Source organism: Commensalibacter communis (genome assembly GCF_947179015.1).
Lineage (GTDB): Bacteria > Pseudomonadota > Alphaproteobacteria > Acetobacterales > Acetobacteraceae > Commensalibacter > Commensalibacter communis.
Genome location: NZ_CAMXCM010000005.1, coordinates 50,994 through 71,651 on the forward strand (window position 1 = coordinate 50,994; position 20,658 = coordinate 71,651).

Below are 20,658 nucleotides of genomic sequence, written 5' to 3' on the forward strand. Positions count from 1 at the left end.
AAAACCTGAAATGTCATATGAAATATTTTGGTTTTTTATCTATAATCGATTTTACCAAAATGTGATAGATTAAATTAATCTGCAAAGATTACTACATAATATATTTTTTTTAAAGAAATATCAAGGAGTAACCCTCATGAAACGTTCAGAAATTAATCAAGCGATCAAAGCAATGGAACGAATGATTGAAAAGGTTGGCTTTTCTTTACCTCCATTTTGTTATTTTACCCCCGAAGATTGGGAGGATAAAAATCAAGAGTATGATGAGATTCGTGATAATTTATTGGGTTGGGATGTCACCGACTATGGAAAAGGGGATTTTAACAAGATTGGCTTTTCGTTAATTACATTGCGTAATGGTAATTTAAAAAATAAAAAATATACGAAAACTTACGCAGAGAAATTACTTTATTTAGAGGAAAGTCAATATTCCCCTATGCATTTCCATTGGAATAAAATGGAAGATATTATTAATCGCGGCGGTGGGAACGTGCTGATTCGTGTGTATAATTCTACTAAGGATGGAGCGTTAGACAAAGTCAATCCAGTCAAAGTTCACTGTGACGGTCGGGAAAGAGAAGTTCCAGCAGGTTCTCAGGTTAAATTAACACCAGGGGAAAGTATTACCGTTTATCCTTATATGTATCATGATTTTGAGATTGAAAAGGGAACAGGCTCAGTATTACTGGGTGAGGTTTCAATGTGTAATGATGACGAACATGATAATCGTTTTTATGAAAAGATGGGACGTTTTCCTAAAATTGAAGAGGATGAAGCACCTTATCGTTTGTTATGCACAGAATATCCAAAAGTTAGTTAATTATTAAAGCAAAGAAAAGCCTGTAAAAAATGAGGCTTTTCTTATTTAAGATGATTGGGATGTGTTTCATATGATCTTTGTTATCGCAGTGATTCTTTTCGGGCTACTTGCTCTTCCTTTTGCTAAAAAACAAGCAGCGAAAAAAGGAAACGAATTTAGGTTAATAAAATATCTTGCTAAAATAGCAGTGCTTGCTGTTGCAGTGCTGATCGGTGGATTGATTAATGAGCTTTATCTAAATCCTTCAGAAAAACCAGTTGCTCCAAAACCTATTCATTTACCAGCCAATATACAAAATAATCTTTATCAATAAGCTATGTGTCTATCGATCTTATAGTAAAGAGAGTTAGCTGTAGGATGATACGAATGTTGTTATGATAGACCAGCAGCTAAATATTCTATTAGATAATCCTTAAACGAATTGTTCAATTTATTTGTAGATTTACGGTCAGGATCAAAAAAGTAAATAGGAGCTTTTTGTGTTTCTTGATTAAATTGAGAACAATCAATACAAAGTACTAAATCCCCCTCTTCAAATTCCAAAGCGATAAAGTGATGAGGCAGGTTGATATCGTCTCTTAAATATTTTGTAAAACAAACAACATCACCAGGAGTATTAACTTGGTCTGGAAACATTCCACATATACCAGCTCCACCACCCATACCAAGCCATCCAAAATGTTGTAAAAATATTTTGTAAGAGTTTAGAAAAGAAATCGCCAAAATCGTTTCAGCTTGCTGAATCGTAGTAAGATCAACGGGATGACCAGTTTCTACTTCATCATCATGTTCTTTATTTTCTGTATCAATGTTTTAATCTGATTAATCATGATGTCTTTAAATCAATATTCTATGATAAGTTCATGTAAAATAGTATTGATGAAAATATCATTGTTTCATACTCTTTTTGTTGTCAGTATCTGAAGCATTCATGGAGGATATGACCCTTATGGTCAGAATTTTCATTTTGTTATGATATAGTCTTCGCCATTCCATTGTAAAATAAATGATGGGCCACAAAAGATATCTTTCATCCCATTATGTATTGAGTTCATGATTCCTATGGCTGTACACATATAACTGACAGGAATCGTTGCATTAGGTTCTTTAAGAATAATATGAAAGGTTAATGTGGGGTGTGAGTTCAGAGCCTGATTTTGATCAATACAATTAACATCATTACCGCATGCCATGGGTGGTGCTGATGCATTATAAGAATACTCAATCACATCGTTTATCGTGTCATTATCAATGTCTGCATAGGCTTTGCCATCTGATGTTATTGTCTCAGGATGTGCTTTTTTGAGTGATGCGGCATCGACGATAATGGTCATATTTGTCGGTTTTGCACAAGCAAAAGAAATAGGTGATAACAATAAAAGAAATAAAATAATTTTCTTCATAGAGTGATCTATTTATCCAAATTGATATCCCGTGATGGGTTTATGGAAAATAGTATCTTTAAAAATACATTGCCCTACATCTTGGTCGCCAGCCCCAGCAGCGACCATTAATGGAAGTAAATGTTCTTCTCGAGGATGGCTTGACCTTGCACCAGAGGCTTGTAGCCAGCTCGATAGTAATTGATTGCGTTCAGAAATAATTGGATTAGTAACGGTTTTATTCAGCCAATCATGAAATAAATCCGCATTTCTAGATTCTTTGCCAGAAAATAGATAAGGAAGATTGTGGTAACTCATTCCGCTGCCTAAAATTAGGATGTTCTCATCACGTAAAGGCGCTAGGGTATTACCCATTTCAATATGGGTTTGTGCGTCAAGGGAATGATGCAAAGAGACTTGAACAATCGGAATATTGGCTTTAGGGAACATCACTTTCAAAGGGATAAATAGCCCATGATCCCACCCACGTTTATATTCAAATTCTGTTTCGATATTATGATTTTGAAAGAGCGCTTGAATTTTCCCTGCCAGTTGCGGATTGCCAGAAGCCGAATAGGTCAGCTCATAAGTATGTGGAGGAAAATCATAATAATCATAATATAGAGAAGGGGTTTCAGCCGCATGGATTTTAATTGGTGTATTTTCCCAATGTCCTGAAATAACCACGATACTATCAGGCGTTTGCGGCAGCAGCTGAGGCAGTTTATTCAGAAAATTCCCCATATTCGTCCACACATCATGCGGATCATCCATAAAAAAACAAGGTCCCCCACCATGAGGGATATAGAAAGTGGGTTGGCGTTTCATGAGGTTTTTCCTTGGTTTTTACGTTGGGCGCGTCTTTCTCGAATTAGTGACATTTCTTTTTCGTCAGAATATACTTCTCTTAAAAAAGAGGTGACGAAATAAAAAACTGCTTTTAAGTTTTCTGGACTAGTATCACCATCATGTACAGCATTATTTCCCTCCACACGAATTTCTTCAGCAAATTCTTTAAGACGCAAGCGAATAAAGCCTTTATTAAACAATATTTCAATGCGTTGATACAATGATTTTTTTTGATCACTTTCTTCGTTTAATAAATCTTTTGTTGTCATATCCAAGCAAGTTCGAAGCATAGTTAAGCTTGCTGTAAAACAATGGGCTGCATAGCATTGCGCGGCTTCATCAAAGATTTTCTCTATGTTTTTTGGTGTATGTTTAGGACATAAATAAGGGGAGTTCATAGGTGGTCTAAGAATATCAATAATGTTGATTTCACTTGCTTGACATTCTAAAACGAATGGGACTGTTTGCTGACATTCACTTTTTCTACATTGACCTAGCGCATAATAACGAACGGTCATACTATAAAATAATGCTTCTGGATCTGGTTCAATAACAGAGCTGTCATATTTGCGCCCATATGCTTGTTGATACTCTTGATCATAACTATTAACGATAATATCAAAAGTCATATTTTTACTTTTACAATATGGGCAATCATGAACTACTTGACTCATTATTGATCTCCTTACTTCCTCGCCACCACACTATAAATCGGATCTTTCCAAACTGTCTGATCCTCAGGAGGATGGACTTCACCTTGATCGCAGTCTGTAAATCCTGTGCGGGTCAACAATAGTTTAATCAGCCCTTGACGATCTTGATTCTCTAATGCTTGCCATAAAGCCGTGGCACGCAATGGTAAAAATCGCGAGGTAAAGGAAATAATAATTCGACCACCAGGTTTTAATACCCGTAAGCACTCTTCCAGTGTGGTAAACGGATGACGCAGATATTCAAAAACGCAGCACATGCAAATATAGTCTACACTACTATCTTTCAAAGGAAGCTCTGGTTTATCGTTGATGTCTTGTGTGATTTTGCGAGTTAAAGCAGTATTTTCTTTTAAAGCTTGAGGGTTCAAATCAATGCCGATTAAGTTTTCACAAGGAACCTCATTGGGCATATGACTGTCTGAACCACACATAAGATCAAGAATAGTATCGCTTTCTTGTATCAGAGTGTGATATAAGGCTTCGATTGCCTTATAACCACCTTGATCCAACATAGGAGGAACAGAGTGCTTTGTAAAATATTGAAGGTCACTTTCGTTACTTGCGATATCGAAAGATCGAGGATGAAAATCTTTTAAGTGGTTCATGATGTAAAAAGTTAGCGCTTTTTATAATTTGTTGGTAAATTGAATTTATAGTCTATAACTGTATTTAGAAGAATAATGAACATTCCTTTTTATAAAATGCACGGTATTGGCAATGATTTTGTCATTATCGATAATTCTGTTAATAATATCGAATTGAATGAACGTCGAATCAAAACTTTATGCGATCGTCGTTATGGGATTGGTTGTGATCAATTAATCATTCTTTCTAAACCAAAGGACAGCAACGCTGATATTTATGTCCGGTTTTTTAACGAGGGCGGTGATGAAGCTGGCGCATGTGGTAATGGATCACGTTGCGTTGCTGGTTGGCTGCATCATAAATATCAACGTAAAGAATTTACCTTGCAAACCAATGCAGGATTACTGCCAGTAGAGGTAATTGATAACCATACGATGAAAGTCAATATGGGACAACCCAGAATGAAATGGCAAGATATTCCATTGTCTCGTGACGTGGATACATTGAATCTGCCTTTGTCAGGGGATCCAGCAGCCGTGTCTATGGGGAATCCTCATGCGACATTCTTTGTAGAAGATTTATCGACAGTTGATCCTGTTTTTTCTGGCAAAATGTTGGAAAAAGATCCTTTATTTGCAGAAGGTGCCAATATTGGGTTCGTGCAAATGCTGGATCGTCAAAGCATGCGTGTGCGTGTTTGGGAACGTGGGGCTGGATTGACCTTGGCTTGTGGCTCTGGTGCGTGCGCGTCTGTGGTGAATGCGGTTCGTCGTGGATTTGCGGATCGTTATTGTGAAGTCAAAATGGATGGCGGTAATTTAATCATTGAGTGGGACGAAGAAACCAACAATGTGTTAATGACTGGCGCAGTTCATTTCTCCTTCACAGGTCAATTTGATTTGGATAATTATCCTTTATGAGCGATAAGACACCGCAAAAACCTCAAATTCTGACCTTTGGCTGTCGTTTAAACCGTTACGAGAGTGAAGTAATGGGGCAATACGCAGACGGGCTGGGGGATGTTGTTGTTGTGAATACTTGTGCGGTGACTGCCGAGGCAGAACGACAAGCACGACAAGCCATTCGACGTTTGAATCGCAAAGACGATCAAAAGCGAATTGTCGTCACGGGATGTGCCGCACAATTAAATCCTCAAAAATGGTCGGAACTTCCTGGTGTGGTTCAGGTCTTGGGGAATGAAGATAAATTACAGGCAGAAAATTGGACGAACGAAGCAATTGCTTCTGGAAATCAAGTTTCTGATATTATGTCTGTCAAGCAAACGGCGGCTCAAGTTGTAACAGAATTCACGGGTCGCACCAGAGCGTTCGTGCAAGTCCAACAAGGATGTGATCATCGTTGTACATTCTGTGTGATCCCTTTTGGTCGTGGGCCGTCTCGCTCTGTAACGATTGAGGGCGTAATCGATCAAGCCAGAGCATTGGTGGAACGGGATTACAAAGAAGTAGTGTTAACAGGGGTTGATATTGCCTCTTGGAAAAGTAACAAAGACGATCGGCTGGCTTTGGGGGATTTATGTAAGGCTGTTTTAAAAGCCGTGCCAGAGTTACAACGTTTACGTCTATCGTCAATAGATCCGATTGGTTTTGACGAGACATTATGGGAACTCTTGGCGACAGAGCCTCGCTTAATGCCTCATTTGCATCTTTCTGTGCAAGCAGGCTCCGATATGATTTTAAAACGTATGAAGCGTCGTCATTTAACGGCGGATGTGGATCAATTGGTGCAAAAATTACGCTCTATTCGCCCCGATATTGGCTTAAGTGTCGATATTATTGCAGGTTTCCCAACCGAAGATGATGTGTATTTTCAAGAAACCTATGACTTCTTGAAAGAACAAGCCTTTCCTTATTTACACGTGTTCCCCTACAGCGAGCGCAAAGACACACCCGCAGCACAAATGCCTGCGGTCGCAGTGGCGGTACGTAAAGAAAGAGCTGCAAAATTAAGAGAATTAGGGGTTCATTCATCAAAACAATTTCATGAATCTTTGATGGGTCGAGACGTTCATATTTTAATGGAAACCCCAGATCATGGGCATTCCGAACAATTTGCATTTGCGACTTTGCAAGGGGAACTCGCAACCCCCGGTGAAATAATTTCTGCCCGTGTAATTGCGGGTAATTCTGATGGTATAGTGGTGGAAAGAAGATAAATGGCACTCGGGTTTTTTTCACGGTTAAAAGAAGGTCTATCTCGTTCAACACAAAAGTTAGGCACGAACCTGACTTCGGTGTTTACAAAGCGTCGATTGGACGAAGAATCCTTAGTACAATTAGAAGAAGTTCTGATCGCCGCTGATTTCGGTCCAGAAGTTGCGGAAAATGTGATTGAGACATTTCGTAAAACCCGTTTTGGATCAGAGGTTACGGATAAAGAAATCAAAGACGCGCTGGCCAAAGAAATTGCCAAGGTTCTCCAACCAGTCACCGTTCCTTTTGAACCTAATCCAGAGTTAAAACCTCATGTCGTTTTAATGGTTGGGGTAAATGGTACGGGCAAAACAACAACAATCGGCAAAATGGCTAAATATTTTGGCGATCAAGGGCTAAAGACAATGATGGTTGCGGGAGATACGTTCCGCGCTGCTGCAGTTGAGCAATTACAGATTTGGGGTGATCGTGTCGGTGCCCCTGTGATTTCTGGCAAGCCTGGTGCAGATGCAGCGGGATTGGCGTTTGAAGCATTAAAGCGTGCCAAGAATGAAGGTGCAGATATATTATTTATTGATACTGCGGGTCGTTTGCACAATAAAAGTGCGTTGATGGAAGAGTTGGCAAAAATCATTCGTGTGATGCGCAAGTTTGATGAAACGGCTCCTCATTCCGTTTTGTTGGTGCTTGATGCTACCACAGGTCAAAATGCGATTGAACAAGTTCGTATTTTCAAAGAAATGGTCGATGTGTCTGGATTAGTGATTACAAAATTGGATGGCACTGCACGAGGTGGGATTGTGATTGCCTTGGCTCAACAATTTCAGTTGCCTATCCATGCTGTGGGTGTTGGTGAAAAAGCGGAAGATTTGCGTGATTTCTCGGCTGAAGAATTTGCAGCAGGGTTAGTTGGCAATACGAATGTAGAAGTTTCAACGACTGAAGTTGTTGAAGAAAAAGAAGAGTAATATAAACAATCAATGCTGATATCAAAAAAGCCGATCCAATGATCGGCTTTTTTTATGATAATAAATGATGCTGTTTTAGATCCAAGCAGAATTATTCATCTAATAGGTCACCTGATGGTTCTTCACTATCATCGGTCATCAATGCATCGTTGACAATCCCAGACTTTTCACGAATGCGCTGCTCGATACTTTGTGCCATCTCTGGGTTATCACGCAGGAATTGTTTGACATTTTCACGTCCTTGCCCGATCCGTTGTCCATCACAAGAGAACCAAGAGCCAGCTTTCTCAACAATTCCAGCTTTCACCCCAAGGTCAATCAGCTCGCCTGTTTTACTGATGCCTTCGCCATACATAATATCGAATTCAACTTGACGGAAAGGAGGAGCCATTTTGTTCTTAACCACTTTAACGCGGGTTTGGTTGCCAGAGATTTCTTCTTTATCTTTGACCTGACCAATACGTCTAATATCCATACGCACAGAGGCATAGAATTTAAGGGCATTACCACCTGTTGTTGTTTCAGGAGACCCAAACATAACGCCAATTTTTTGACGAATTTGGTTCAAAAACACCAAACAAGTATTAGAACGAGAAACAGATCCTGTCAGTTTTCTAAGCGCTTGGCTCATTAAACGGGCATGTAGTCCAACGTGACTGTCGCCCATATCGCCTTCTAATTCTGCACGAGGAACCAAGGCCGCAACGCTATCAACGACCAGAACGTCAACAGCACCAGAGCGCACCAATGTATCGACGATTTCTAGGGCTTGTTCACCAGCATCAGGTTGAGAGATTAATAAATTATCAATATCGACACCTAATTTGCGAGCGTAAACAGGGTCTAGAGCATGTTCCGCATCGATAAACGCGCATGTTCCACCCATTTTTTGAGCTTCGGCAATGATGTGTAAGGCCATGGTTGTTTTACCAGAGCTTTCTGGGCCATAAATTTCGACAACTCGCCCTCTGGGAACCCCACCAATTCCTAATCCGATATCTAGTCCAATAGATCCAGTTGAAATGGTTTCCACTTGAATAGATGGTTTCTCACCCATTTTCATAATGGAACCTTTACCAAAAGCACGTTCAATTTGTGCCAAAGCGCCATCTAATGCTTTATTTTTATCCATTTAATTCAATGCTCTTTTGTTATTAACGTTGACGATTATATCTTACTCAAAGAAAAGAGATTTTAAGACCGTGAGCGTTGGATATTTCACGATATATTTTGAATAGAGTATAGTCTTAATTCACTATTTAAGAAATAGAGAAGATTTCTTTTTGATATTTTGCAAAAATATAAAACAAAGGGATTTACATGTCTCATTAATAATACACCAAAGTGTAATAATAATAGTCGTTTAATATCTGATTATATATAGGTATCAATATGCTGAATGCAATAATTTAACGATGCAGAATTTGCTAAAGTTTTAAAAAATATAACTCTTAAATAAGTTTAGAAAATCAGGTTAAACTAGAATATTTCAACATTATAACTATAAAAAATGCCACTTTCATTTTTGCAGAAAGTGACATTCTCAAAGAGCATAAAATTATAAACTATTTATCGTTTACTCAACGCCAATCCTGCACCTTGAGGATCCGTATAAGCACGGCATTTGTTGGTATTTCCTGGTAATCCATCTTGACAATACACAGCATTCACGCGTCCTTGTGGTGTATTTGGATGTGCGATCGCAGAGTTTTCTGTATTTTTGCCTGAACTGAGTAAGTTATTTAAGGCTTCTGCTCCAGCGGCAGCGGCATCATTTTGCCCAGATGCACTCATTGCAGCAAGGAAGCGATTTTTATAAGTGGCAATGGCTGCAGTTAATAATGGTTGAGGAGCAGCATTCGGAGAAGCAGCCATGACAATGCCTGTTGTCCCTGCAATACGACCTGTTCCAAACAAGTTATTCATGGTCAAGGCACAAGAAACTGCTTCGCCATTTCTGTCCACCACGGTAAAGGAGGTAGATGCAGGAAGTGATGGCAATGTTCCATTCCCAGCTTGACCTTCATTCAGCAACGCTTGTGCTTTTTCTTCTTGTGCTAAGATATCTTTCTTACTGAAAGAGACTGGATTATTGGCACGCCAAGAGGCAACCGTTCCTTGAGAAGTGGTCAAAGCGTTGCTTTGCACTTTCCATGCCATGCCCATACCCAGACCACCGTCAGCAGGTGGGGCGACGAGGTAAAGTGTTTCTTTGTTTGGAAGCGCAAGGGATAAAGCAGGAGCTGTGGCAGGTAAGGCATTTCGGAAATCAGTGCCACTTAATCCACCACCAGCATTTTGTGCACCGAGAATATAACTATGTGCCAAAGAACCAATATATAAATCAGAAATTCCAGCCGTAGTTAAGCGATCGTAAATAATTTTCAAACGAGGTTGATATAGCATGTCACCCGCTTGTAAAGTTGCACCATCTCTGCGACTAAATAATTTTTGCATGGCTGGGTCTTGGAATAAAGGCCCTTGAACAGAGGCTAAATCACTTGCAAAAATATCGGACACAGTAACGCCATTGGCAGCTAAATTACTGGTTACTTGTAAAATATCGTTAATATCAGCTTTACCATTGCTGGCTTGCAGTAAATATAATCCACGTGCCATCATTGGGATTGCAGCGGGTCGGTCGGCATTTCCTTTGATCGCCCCTGGTTGAGGAAGGAAAAGGAAAGATTGAGCAGGTTGTTCTGGACGATATGCAACACATGCACCACCACCGCCTAAAGACGCACGAGAAGGAAGGGTTACAGTCAGTGCAAACCCTAGTGCAGCGGCTGCATCAGCAGCATTTCCACCTCTGATCAAAACATCTCGAGCAACCATTGCTGCTTGGGGTTCATCCGCAGCGATGCTGCCGACATATCCAGTGACTCGATCTTGCATGGCTTTGTTTTTTAAAGGCTTATGCCCCGTGCCACCACCACAGGCAGTGACAGACAAAGCCATGATCGAGCATAAGGCAATCGTTCCTGTTTTTTTTAACCAATTATTGCTGGTTTGAAAGGAATGAACAGGCTGTTTTAAAAAGGTGCAAGCTTTAAAAAAAGAATGACTATACAAGGTATGATGACGCTTAGACACGCGGTTGCTCTCCGATGAATAACCAGATAAAAATCAGGTTTAAAATTTACCATAAATAGTAAATAGAATACCAATTCTATTGATAAGTTTTTTTTTATAACATAACAATGATAATCCTGTATAATGTTATATAACTTAAAATAAATTTACTGACCCATTCTAGGAGATTTTTAATGATATTGTCGCCGTTAAAGCGCTATTTTTACTTGCCACTATCCCTTACTTTATTATCGGGTGTAGCTTTTACGTCGCTTTCTGCTCATGCGCAAAATGCGAATAGCTTTAGTCCAGAGCAACGCAAAGAAATCGTTTCTATTGTTCGTGATGCGTTAAAAAAAGATCCTACTATATTAGAAGATGCCGTCGTTTCTGCTCAGAAAGCCAGAATACAACAAAAAGCAGAATCTGCAACGAAAACACTTGCTGATAAGAAGAATGTTCTGAACAATGTGTTACCAACCGACGGAATTATCGGCAATCCAAATGCTAAAAATACGATCGTAGAATTTTTTGATCCACGTTGTCCTTACTGTAAAAAAGTGCTTCCTGAGCTGATTCAATTGGCAAAAGATGACAAAAATGTAAAAATTATCTTTAAAGTGGTTCCTATTCTTGGAAAAGATAGTGAGCTTCAATCAAGAGCCATTGCTGCTGCTGCGCGTCAAAATGGGTATGTTTTGATGATGAAAGCAATCATGGATTCAAAAGAAGAAATTACTGAAGACACTATTAAAACGATTGCTAAACAACAAAAGCTTGATGGTGATCGCTTAGTCCAAGACATGAAAGCAGCCTCTGTAACGCAAGCATTGGAAGACAATGTTAAATTATTGCGTGACTTGGGCATTGATGGAACGCCAGCATTGGTGATTAATGCGTCTAAGATCATTCCTGGTGCGGTCAGCTATGATACGTTAAAGACGATTTTGAAAGATAAATCTGCTGCACCTGCTGAAAGTAATTAATTACTTGATAGGGTTGAGTTAAAAAAAGCGACTAACTCGAAAGAGTATAGGCGCTTTTTTTATTTTATAACAGTGCTTTTAATGCGTTAACCATATCATTCATCATGGTATCAGTATGAAATGGATTAGGCGTTAACCGTAACCTTTCTGTTCCTTTTGGAACGGTCGGATAGTTAATCGGGGTTGCATACAAAGCATATTCGTCCAACAAGCGTCTGCTGATTTCTTTACAGCGTTCAGCATCCCCAATCATGACGGGCACAATATGGCTTTCTGTTTGTATAAAGGGAATACCAGCAGCTTTTAGTTTCTTTTGAAACGTATGAACGCGTTCAAATAATTTCTCGCGCCGCCAATGCTGTTGGCGAACCAGCTTGATGCTGGCCAGGGCTGGGGCAACAATCGATGGGGGCAGTGCAGTGGTAAAAATAAAGCCAGAAGCAGCCAACCTTAAATATTCAATAATTTCTTTTTTCGCAGTCACATATCCACCATGAACGCCAAATCCTTTGGCTAAGGTGCCTTCGATTATATCGACTTGATCTGCGACTTGATCTCGTTCAGAAATACCACCACCTTGGTTGCCGTATAATCCAACCGCATGAACTTCATCAAGGTAGGTCAGTGCATTATATTTGCGTGCTAATGCACAAATTGCGCCAATATCAGCAATATCCCCATCCATTGAGTAAACGCTTTCAAATGCGATCAATTTAGGTGCAGATGCGGGTGCTGAGGCAAGTTTTTCTTCTAAATCGGTTAAATCATTATGTTTAAAAATAATACATTGCGAATTTTTAGCGCCTTTGATTCCAGCAATCATAGAGGCATGGTTTTGCTGATCAGAAAACGTTATCCAGTCGCCAGACATGCTGGTCAAGATCGTTTGCAGGCTGGCATGGTTCGAAACATAGCCAGACACGAATAATAAGCCAGCTTCTTTTCCATGTAAATCAGCTAATTCAGCTTCTAAAGCTACATGCAAAGGATGTGTCCCTGCAATATTACGGGTTCCGCCAGAACCCGCACCATATTCTTGGATCGCAGAGATGGCTGCATTCATGACTTCGGGTTCGACACCCATTCCTAAATAGTCATTGGACGACCATACCGTTACTGGTTTTTCAGATTGTTTGATGTTTCCTTGATCGTATACAGGATATTGCGAGGATCGTCTGCTTAACGAGGTAAATCGGCGATAACGTCCTTGCTCTTCGATTTCTTGTAATGCGGTCTGACAATATGCGTAAAAAGGATGCGCTGGTCTCGCATGCTCTGTCACTGAAGCTTACTCCTATAAAGATAATAAAGTCTTTTTTCCAACGTGCATAACAATGTAAAGCTCTTTACTATTCAATAGTATATTATTGAATGGTTACTTGAACCACATTTTTTTGAACGGAACCCTCTGCTTTTGCAACCATATGGATTTGCTCTGGTTTTGCCCCTGCTTTAACGATGGCCTTGGCAATATCTGCAGCATTCTCTTGGATTGTTTGTTGCATTTGTTCTTGTTGTGTATCTGGGCTCTGAGAAATTGGGGTTAAAATCGTGACAATAAACATTGCATCTGATTTTCTTTGGAGAGCATCTTTGACCAAGCTGGTTAAAGGTTTGGCCCATTGTTCAGAAGGTGTGCCTTGCACAATTTCAATCGGCGGTGCTGGCGGCGGTGGCGCAGGGGGTGCGGGTGGAACATATGGAATAGGTTTGCGTCCCGCACTTGGGTTAAAGGTTCTTTGGTCAATAAGTTGACAAGCACCCAGCATCAAAAGACAACTGGTGCTGAGAATGAATTGAGAATATCTGGTCATGTTTTATACTATTTACAAACGATCTTGACTGAAGAGTGCTTTATAAAAAGAGGAGCTTAGTTAAGTTATGCACTTAGAGTTTTGCTTTTATCATATTAAACAGAAGATTGCCTGCAAAATAAACATGAAATTAAAAATAATTTATCAATGCCAGCATAAATTACACACAGATTTACCATCATAAGAAATTATAAAATTTAATACAATCTTCTATTTGTAAAAAAAACGTGTAACTATGGCTCTGCTTTATAATTTTCGATTTCAATCAAAAAATTATTGACAAGTTTACAATAAGGCTCTCAGATTAATTTATTTCTAGAAAATCAAGAATTTTCAAATGATAAAAAAATATCAATTTTTAACCTTTAGTTCATTAAAAAATTGTGACGGATTTTCAAAATTTGAGTATGATATTGAAAGCTTGATAAATTTACGGAACATGTTTTTAAGTTCTAAGTAACTTATATATCTTAAGGAGATTTTATAATCATGGCTATTAAAGTTGCAATTAACGGTTTTGGTCGTATTGGTCGTTTAGTACTACGCAGTATTATTGAAAAAGGCCGTACGGACGTAGAGGTTGTATTAATTAATGATCTCGGCAGTGCAGAAGCAAACGCACATCTATTAAAATATGATACCGTTCATGGTCGTCTTCCTGCAGATATTACGGTTGAAAATAACACAATGACCATCAAGCATGCAGGTAAAACTTTTGGTCCGATTAAAATCACTGCAGAAAGAGATCCAAGCAAACTTCCCCTACAAGGTGTGGACGTTGCGATGGAATGTACAGGTTTATTTACAAGCAAAGCTGCAGCGGGTGAGCTTTTAAAGGCAGGTGCGCGTAAAGTATTGATTTCTGCACCAGGTAAAGAAGTTGATGCAACAATTGTGTATGGTGTGAACCAACATGTGATTACAGGCGATATGACTGTGATTTCTAATGCTTCTTGTACGACCAACTGCCTTGCTCCGATTGCTAAAGTATTACAAGACACCGTTGGTATCGAATTTGGTAGCATGATTACCATTCACTCTTATACAGGTGATCAACGTACAGTCGATACATTGCACAAAGATTTACATCGTGCACGTGCTGCTGCTCAAAATATTATCCCAACAACAACAGGTGCAGCAAAAGCTGTAGCTTTGGTTATTCCTGAATTAAAAGGAAAACTAGACGGGATTGCTATTCGCGTTCCAACCCCTAATGTTTCCTATGTTGCATTAGAATTCGTCCCAAGCAAAATTCCTGGATCAATCGAAGAATTAAATGCATATTTCAAAAAAGCTGCTGAAGGTGAATTAAAAGGTATTCTTGCGTATAATGACGAACCATTGGTAAGCTCTGATTTCAACCATACATTCGTTTCTTCAACCTTTGATGCAACTCAAACAGGGTTTATCGAAGGTGGTAAAATGATCCGTGTTGCTGGTTGGTACGATAATGAATGGGGTTTCTCAACCCGTATGTCAGATACAGCAGTATTGTTAGGAAGCAAATAATCATGGTTGATCAAAAAGCATTTAAAACGCTTGATGATCTTGCCGATTGTAAAGGTAAAAAAGTCTTATTGCGCGGGGATTTGAACGTCCCCGTCCATGATGGCAAAATTTCTGATACGACAAGATTAGAGCGTCTAGCACCAACGATCCAAGAACTTGTGAAAAAAGGTGCTAAAATTATTGTATGTAGTCACTTTGCCCGTCCTAAAGGGAAAGTGGTTCCAGAAATGTCTTTGCGTCCAGTTGGTGAAGCATTGGCATCTATTCTAAAATTACCAGTTGCTTTTGCGGATAATTGCATTGGCCCAGATGCCGAAAAAGCTGTGGGTGCAATGAAAGATGGCGATGTTCTCTTACTTGAAAATACTCGTTTTCACGCGGGCGAAGAAAAGAATGACCCAACTTTATCGCAAGATTTGGCCTCATTAGCAGATTATTATGTTGATGATGCGTTCTCTGCGGCTCATCGTGCACATGCTTCAACAGAAGGCGTTACAAGATATCTTCCTTCTTTTGCGGGTCGTTTGATGGAAAATGAACTCAATGCGCTTAGCCGTGCATTGGAAAATCCAAAACGTCCAGTCGGTGCGATCGTTGGTGGTTCTAAGATTTCTACAAAACTTGACCTTTTATCCAATATGATTGCTAAAGTTGACGTGTTGGTCATCGGTGGGGCAATGGCAAATACTTTCCTTGCGGCTCAGGGCGTTAAGGTTGGTAAATCATTGCAAGAAGCTGAAATGCACGATACAGCACGTGATATTATGGCAAAAGCGGAAGAAAAAGGATGTAAAATCCTTCTTCCTGTGGATGTTGTTGTTGCAGCTGAATTGAAAAATGACCCAGCGACTCGTACCGTCGATGTGAACGCAGTGCCTGATGACCAAATGATTTTGGATGTTGGTCCTAAAACGGTTGAGTTATTGAATAAAGCACTTGCTGAACTAAAAACATTGGTTTGGAATGGTCCGTTGGGTGCATTTGAATTTACACCATTTGACAAAGCAACCAACGCTGTGGCTCAAGAAGCTGCGAAATTAACCAAAGCTGGCAAGTTGGAAAGTGTTGCTGGTGGTGGAGATACAGTTTCTGCTTTAAAACATGCAGGTGTGATCGACGATATGTCTTATGTTTCCACCGCTGGTGGAGCATTCTTAGAGTGGCTTGAGGGCAAGGCTCTTCCTGGCATTGTTGCTTTGACAACATTAGCAAGAGAAAGCTTTCCTTTATAGAATATTTAAAAAGGGTTGAAATTATTCAATCCTTTTTTATTGATTAAATTACAATACTACATAAATAATTGATTTCTCTTTAAAGAAAGAGCTTTGTTTTTATAAAAATTATGATAATTTAAAAGTGTATTTATAATACATGTTTAATTTATTTTAATTCAAGAAAACAAATGAAGCACTATGCAAAAAATGGTGTCATTAGCCATCTGACATCAGAAGATCTCGAACGGTTAAACAATAATCCCGTTAACCGAGTCTTGAAATGGATATTATTATTTACAGCTTTATGCTGTTTTATTTTAATGGGATGGGCTACGGGTTATACTTACGATCATGCTCCGCCTATTCCTCAAAAGATCAGCTCTCTAGACAATCATACTATAATCACCCAAGATGATATATATCTTGGAAAACAAGGATTTCAAAGAGCAGATTTGATTGATTATGGTAGCTTATATGGTATGGGGTCAATGTTTGGTCCTGATTATACCGCATTAGCTTTGGTTGAGCTTGCTAATGCTACTCAGAATTATCTAGCGCAGGAACAATTTAATAATTCTTATGAAAAGCTGCCAGAGGATCAACAGTTTCGTATTCAAAAACAAATGCAATTTATGTTGCATGGCGTTGATTTAACTCAGCAAGATGTAAAAGTTGCACCTCCTTTTGCCAAAGCAATCGCCGCTGTAAGAGAGCAATTGTCTCAACAATTACTCAAAGATGATCCAAAGGCAGGATATTCCCGCGCCAGATCTTTGGATGCAGTTGGTGCAAAGAATACGTCTGATTTTATTATTTACACAGCATTAACCTCTGTTGGGCATCGTCCAAACAGCACGATTTCGTGGACACAAAATTGGCCTTATGAGCCAATTGTTGGAAATACACCGACTTCTGCTACTTTCATATGGACATGGATTGGAATTTGCTTTGCTTTTGCAGGATTTGGGTTTGTTATTTTAATTAATAAACTTTGGTTATCTGGTGAAGACAAAGGAGCCATGGATCAAGTTATTTCAGGATTTAACAGCTTAACCCCTAGTCAAAGAAAAATTGGAAAATATTTTATATTTGTAGGTTGTATTTTCTTAATACAAATTTTAATGGGCGGATTAATGGCCCATTATTATTCAGAGCGTGCTGACTTTTATGGCTTTCCGATCGGGGAATATTTACCTTTTAATTTTCTACGCAGTATTCATTTGCAAACACCCATTGTTTGGATTGCTTTTTCGTGGATAGGAGCGGGATTATTTCTTGGTCCAATTGTCAGTGGTAAAGAAGCAAAATTTCAAGGGGTGCTGGTCGATATTCTATTTTATGCTTCCGTCGTCGTAATTGCTGGTATCGTTGTTGGTAATTATTTCAGCCTTATGGGATATATGCCTAAATTATGGTTCTGGTTAGGAAACCAAGGGAATTCTTATTTAGAACTTGGTCGGGGTTGGCAATATGCTTTCTTTGGCGCGCTTTTATTATGGAGCTATCTTGTTTTTCGTGCATTTTGGCCAAATAAACATATTTGGCAGGAGGCACGGAGGTCATTTTTTGTCGGTAAAATTCGCCTTGAACATTTATTTTGGATTTCTACTGTAAATATTGCCTTATTATACGTATGTGGCATGATTCCGATGTTTGAAGTTGGAAAATCCTATACGATGGATGATTTTTGGCGTTGGTGGGTTGTGCATTTATGGGTTGAAGAATCTTTTGAATTCTTTGCTGCTTGCGTGACTGCTTACTTGCTGATGGGTATTGGTTTGGTTTCCCGTCAATTAGCTGAAAGAACGGTTTATTTTGAGTTAATTTTAATCTTTCTTGGTGGTGTTATTGGAACGGGGCATCATATGTATTGGGCGGGTGAACCTTCTATTTGGATCCCAATGGGAAGTATGTTTTCTTTTATCGAAGTGTTGCCTTTAGTATTGCTAGTTATCGAATCTGTCGATCAATATCGTATTATTAATCAACATAATGAATTTCAATATAAGCTTGCTTATATGTTTATTATTGCCGCAGCAGTATGGAATTTTGTTGGCGCTGGTATTTTTGGGGGCGGGGTTCTTAATGCTCCTCTTGCTAATTATTATGAACACGGAACGTCTTTGACGCTTAATCACGCACATACTGCAATGTTTGGTGCTTTTGGATTATTAGGCTTGGGCATGATTTATTTCTGTCTACGTTATGCCGCTGGAAATAAATATCCGTTTATAGAGAGATGGGGATATATTGCATTATTTTTATTTAATATTGCCCTTGTTTTATGGACTTGGTTAACATTTTTCCCAGTGGGCTGGCCACAATTAAATGCTGTTTACGAACATGGTTTGAATTTCGCAAGAAGCCTTTCATTCTATGACACTAAAACTCTTTGGCAATGGATGAGAATGTTTGGTGATATTCTCTTTGCGTGTGGGGCATTGATGATGGTATTTGATTTTCTGGTAAAGTTAAAACCCTTCTTTGTGAGAAATCATTAATTTATTTTTTAAATTATGTATGAAAAACCCTAGATGATTAATTCTAGGGTTTTTTTATGGTATGTATAATGTTGATTATTGATATGTATATATATAAAGTTCAAAGTAATTCAATGGAGTAATTTATAATGCTTGATATTTGTTATTTAATATCAGCTTATGATCCAGATTTTTTTAAACATAATTATAAAATTAAATATGTTAGACATAAAGATTCACGGGAGCAGTATAGAAAGGTAACTCAGAATTATATTGATGAGAAATCACTTTTTGCCTATCAAGAGGATCAACCAAATGCGGTTTTTAAGAATATAGATTATATTATTTCTTTTGTAGGTTTAGATGGGACTAAAGCTTTATTTTGGAGCGTTTTCAAAGTCGGGCAAGTCACGCTAACGCCGAGCAATAGTTTTTTCTATGAACTTGAAGAAGTTAAAATCTTTCAAGATTTAAAATTCAGAGTTGTTGTTGAATGGGGAAAAGCTACATTAAGGTGGCATCAATATCTTAATGAACATAATAAAAAACAACTGATAGAGGTTTATCCTCCTGGCTATATTGGTAATTTTCCAGGTTACGATAATATTATCTTATCTTTTGCTCAGTTAGAACGGTTGGTTCAAAACCAAGACGCAAATAAAGATTGGTTTTATGCTTTATCGAGTATTAGTGCTGTGTATTTAATTTGTGATAATTCTAATGGCAAACAATATATTGGCTCTGCTTATGGTAATAAAGGTGGTTTGTGGAAACGATGGACGGATTATGTTTATACAAAACATGGTGGTAACAAGCAGTTAAAGACTATTTGTGAACAAAATGAAAATCAGCATTTAAATTTTACTTTTTCTATTTTACTCATATTACCAAAAGGGATGAGTAGTAAAGAAGTATGTAGATATGAAAATTTGTATAAAGAAAAATTAGGAAGTCGAGTTTATGGTTTAAACTCAAATTAATTGAATTTAACAATATGACAATATATTGACAATATATTGTCATATTGTTAAATTGTTGTCATTATGACAATGCAAACTATATCTCAACAAAATAAAATTATTATTGGACTTTTCAGAGCCTATCACGATATCAGCTTGATCGGCGATCAGTTGGCAGCTGAGCATGGATTGACGACCTCTAAATGGAAAGTGTTGGGCGCAATACGGTTGGAAAATACAGCATTAACGGTGCCACATATTGCTCGATTGATGGGGTTAACCCGTCAAGCAGTGCAACGAACCATTGATGAGCTGTTGAAGCTGGAATATATCCAACAGCTCCATAATCCAGCTCATAAAAAATCATCTCTGTTTCAGCTGACAAACTTAGGCGAGGAAGCCTTTGATGCCATTAATATAGAATGGGATAAAATGGCTACGACTATTTTTCAAGATCTAAACCCTCATGATATTGATAGTACTGTCAATGTGTTAACACAGATGATAACCAAAAGTGAGGCGATGAAATGACCAAAAAATCTCTGTTATCCTTCTCACATCGGATTGCTGGAGCCATTGCTTTATTGATGTTGCTGATCTTTTGGTTTTCAACAGTGATAACAGAGTTGATGGGTAATGTTGACTATATAAAAAATGTTAAATCTTGCATTCCTTATGGCTTCATTTTGCTTATTCCTGCACTGATGATCGTGGGGGGAACAGGATTTAAATTGGCGGGGAAGTCGCAAACACCTATTCTGCAAAAGAAGAAAACACGAATGCCTTTTATTGTATTTAATGGCTTGGTGATTTTAATTCCTTGTGCTTTTTATTTGCGGTATCTTGCAATTCATGAACAATTTGATCTTGTTTTTGTATTTATACAAATAATTGAATTGATAGTAGGTGGCATTAATATTGCCTTGTTGATATTGAACGTAAAGGCAGGGCTACAATTAGTTAAAAATAAACAAGTCAAAACCTCAAAATATATCTGATTTTTTCCATCATATAGTATGTTGCATACGCTACACATTAATATTACTTTTGAAATATTATATTTTATTCTTATTATAGAAAGATAGTTTGTTATTATAAAATTATATATTTTGTAATTATAGTAAAATAGT

At 38.3% G+C, this 20,658-nt stretch carries 21 protein-coding genes; 12 read left to right on the plus strand and 9 right to left on the minus strand.

The window, feature by feature from the left end:
- Positions 1–136 precede the first annotated feature (136 nt).
- Together PQG54_RS08940 and PQG54_RS08945 are read left to right on the plus strand one after the other, a co-directional pair.
- Positions 137–820: a D-lyxose/D-mannose family sugar isomerase gene (locus PQG54_RS08940; protein ID WP_271790309.1), complete on the plus strand. Its 684-nt coding sequence runs from the start codon at positions 137–139 to the stop codon at positions 818–820.
- A gap of 70 nt (positions 821–890) precedes the next feature.
- Complete coding sequence (locus PQG54_RS08945) at positions 891–1,133, plus strand: hypothetical protein (protein WP_271790310.1); 243 nt, start codon at positions 891–893, stop codon at positions 1,131–1,133.
- A 59-nt stretch (positions 1,134–1,192) separates the two neighbouring features.
- On the opposite strand, the gene PQG54_RS08950 is transcribed toward PQG54_RS08945, so the two are convergent.
- From PQG54_RS08950 to PQG54_RS08970, 5 genes are all read right to left on the minus strand, one after another.
- A complete protein-coding gene (locus PQG54_RS08950; RefSeq protein ID WP_271790380.1) occupies positions 1,193–1,630 on the minus strand; it encodes an SMI1/KNR4 family protein in 438 nt (145 codons plus the stop codon).
- A 152-nt stretch (positions 1,631–1,782) separates the two neighbouring features.
- Positions 1,783–2,223 (minus strand): hypothetical protein, encoded by a 441-nt coding sequence (locus tag PQG54_RS08955; RefSeq protein ID WP_271790311.1) that lies wholly within the window; start codon positions 2,221–2,223, stop codon positions 1,783–1,785.
- A gap of 12 nt (positions 2,224–2,235) precedes the next feature.
- The gene (locus PQG54_RS08960; protein WP_271790312.1) at positions 2,236–3,030 is read right to left on the minus strand and encodes a DODA-type extradiol aromatic ring-opening family dioxygenase; all 795 of its coding nucleotides are present in this window, start codon (positions 3,028–3,030) and stop codon (positions 2,236–2,238) included.
- Complete coding sequence (locus PQG54_RS08965; protein ID WP_271790313.1) at positions 3,027–3,725, minus strand: DUF4145 domain-containing protein; 699 nt, start codon at positions 3,723–3,725, stop codon at positions 3,027–3,029. Before PQG54_RS08965 ends, PQG54_RS08960 begins: the two co-directional genes overlap by 4 nt.
- A gap of 11 nt (positions 3,726–3,736) precedes the next feature.
- Positions 3,737–4,369 carry a class I SAM-dependent methyltransferase gene (locus PQG54_RS08970; protein WP_271790314.1) on the minus strand — a complete coding sequence of 211 codons (633 nt, stop codon included), beginning with the start codon at positions 4,367–4,369 and terminating at the stop codon, positions 3,737–3,739.
- Between the two features lie 75 nt (positions 4,370–4,444).
- Between PQG54_RS08970 and dapF the strand changes: the two genes are divergently transcribed.
- The 3 genes from dapF to ftsY are packed head-to-tail and all read left to right on the plus strand — an operon-like array spanning position 4,445 to position 7,491.
- Positions 4,445–5,269 (plus strand): diaminopimelate epimerase, encoded by an 825-nt coding sequence (dapF, locus tag PQG54_RS08975; RefSeq protein ID WP_271790315.1) that lies wholly within the window; start codon positions 4,445–4,447, stop codon positions 5,267–5,269.
- Positions 5,266–6,525 carry a tRNA (N(6)-L-threonylcarbamoyladenosine(37)-C(2))-methylthiotransferase MtaB gene (gene mtaB / locus PQG54_RS08980; RefSeq protein ID WP_271790316.1) on the plus strand — a complete coding sequence of 420 codons (1,260 nt, stop codon included), beginning with the start codon at positions 5,266–5,268 and terminating at the stop codon, positions 6,523–6,525. Before dapF ends, mtaB begins: the two co-directional genes overlap by 4 nt.
- Positions 6,526–7,491, plus strand: a complete 966-nt coding sequence (gene ftsY, locus PQG54_RS08985) for a signal recognition particle-docking protein FtsY (RefSeq protein ID WP_271790317.1) — start codon at positions 6,526–6,528, stop codon at positions 7,489–7,491.
- 91 nt (positions 7,492–7,582) lie between these two features.
- Here the strand turns inward: ftsY and recA are convergent, their stop codons facing one another.
- A complete protein-coding gene (gene recA / locus PQG54_RS08990) occupies positions 7,583–8,623 on the minus strand; it encodes a recombinase RecA (protein WP_271790318.1) in 1,041 nt (346 codons plus the stop codon).
- Between the two features lie 437 nt (positions 8,624–9,060).
- Positions 9,061–10,587, minus strand: a complete 1,527-nt coding sequence (locus tag PQG54_RS08995) for a gamma-glutamyltransferase (protein WP_271790319.1) — start codon at positions 10,585–10,587, stop codon at positions 9,061–9,063.
- A gap of 173 nt (positions 10,588–10,760) precedes the next feature.
- Here PQG54_RS08995 and PQG54_RS09000 point away from each other — a divergent pair, with 173 nt between their 5' ends.
- Positions 10,761–11,552, plus strand: a complete 792-nt coding sequence (locus tag PQG54_RS09000; RefSeq protein ID WP_271790320.1) for a DsbA family protein — start codon at positions 10,761–10,763, stop codon at positions 11,550–11,552.
- A gap of 64 nt (positions 11,553–11,616) precedes the next feature.
- On the opposite strand, the gene hemA is transcribed toward PQG54_RS09000, so the two are convergent.
- Positions 11,617–12,834 (minus strand): 5-aminolevulinate synthase, encoded by a 1,218-nt coding sequence (gene hemA / locus PQG54_RS09005; RefSeq protein ID WP_271790321.1) that lies wholly within the window; start codon positions 12,832–12,834, stop codon positions 11,617–11,619.
- Between the two features lie 82 nt (positions 12,835–12,916).
- Positions 12,917–13,366, minus strand: a complete 450-nt coding sequence (locus tag PQG54_RS09010; protein ID WP_271790322.1) for a hypothetical protein — start codon at positions 13,364–13,366, stop codon at positions 12,917–12,919.
- A gap of 489 nt (positions 13,367–13,855) precedes the next feature.
- Between PQG54_RS09010 and gap the strand changes: the two genes are divergently transcribed.
- The 6 genes from gap (at position 13,856) to PQG54_RS09040 (ending at position 20,526) form a co-directional block, all read left to right on the plus strand.
- On the plus strand, positions 13,856–14,875 hold the full coding sequence (gene gap, locus PQG54_RS09015) for a type I glyceraldehyde-3-phosphate dehydrogenase (RefSeq protein ID WP_271790323.1): 1,020 nt from the start codon (positions 13,856–13,858) through the stop codon (positions 14,873–14,875).
- Positions 14,876–14,877: 2 nt separating this feature from the next.
- A complete protein-coding gene (locus PQG54_RS09020; protein ID WP_271790324.1) occupies positions 14,878–16,107 on the plus strand; it encodes a phosphoglycerate kinase in 1,230 nt (409 codons plus the stop codon).
- Between the two features lie 170 nt (positions 16,108–16,277).
- Positions 16,278–18,590, plus strand: a complete 2,313-nt coding sequence (locus PQG54_RS09025) for a nitric-oxide reductase large subunit (RefSeq protein WP_271790325.1) — start codon at positions 16,278–16,280, stop codon at positions 18,588–18,590.
- Positions 18,591–18,718: 128 nt separating this feature from the next.
- A complete protein-coding gene (locus PQG54_RS09030; RefSeq protein ID WP_271790326.1) occupies positions 18,719–19,549 on the plus strand; it encodes a GIY-YIG nuclease family protein in 831 nt (276 codons plus the stop codon).
- A gap of 63 nt (positions 19,550–19,612) precedes the next feature.
- Positions 19,613–20,059, plus strand: a complete 447-nt coding sequence (locus PQG54_RS09035) for a MarR family winged helix-turn-helix transcriptional regulator (RefSeq protein WP_271790327.1) — start codon at positions 19,613–19,615, stop codon at positions 20,057–20,059.
- Positions 20,056–20,526, plus strand: coding sequence for a hypothetical protein (locus PQG54_RS09040; RefSeq protein WP_271790328.1), 471 nt, complete (start codon positions 20,056–20,058; stop codon positions 20,524–20,526). The genes PQG54_RS09035 and PQG54_RS09040 overlap by 4 nt, the downstream gene beginning before the upstream one ends.
- Positions 20,527–20,658 lie beyond the last annotated feature (132 nt).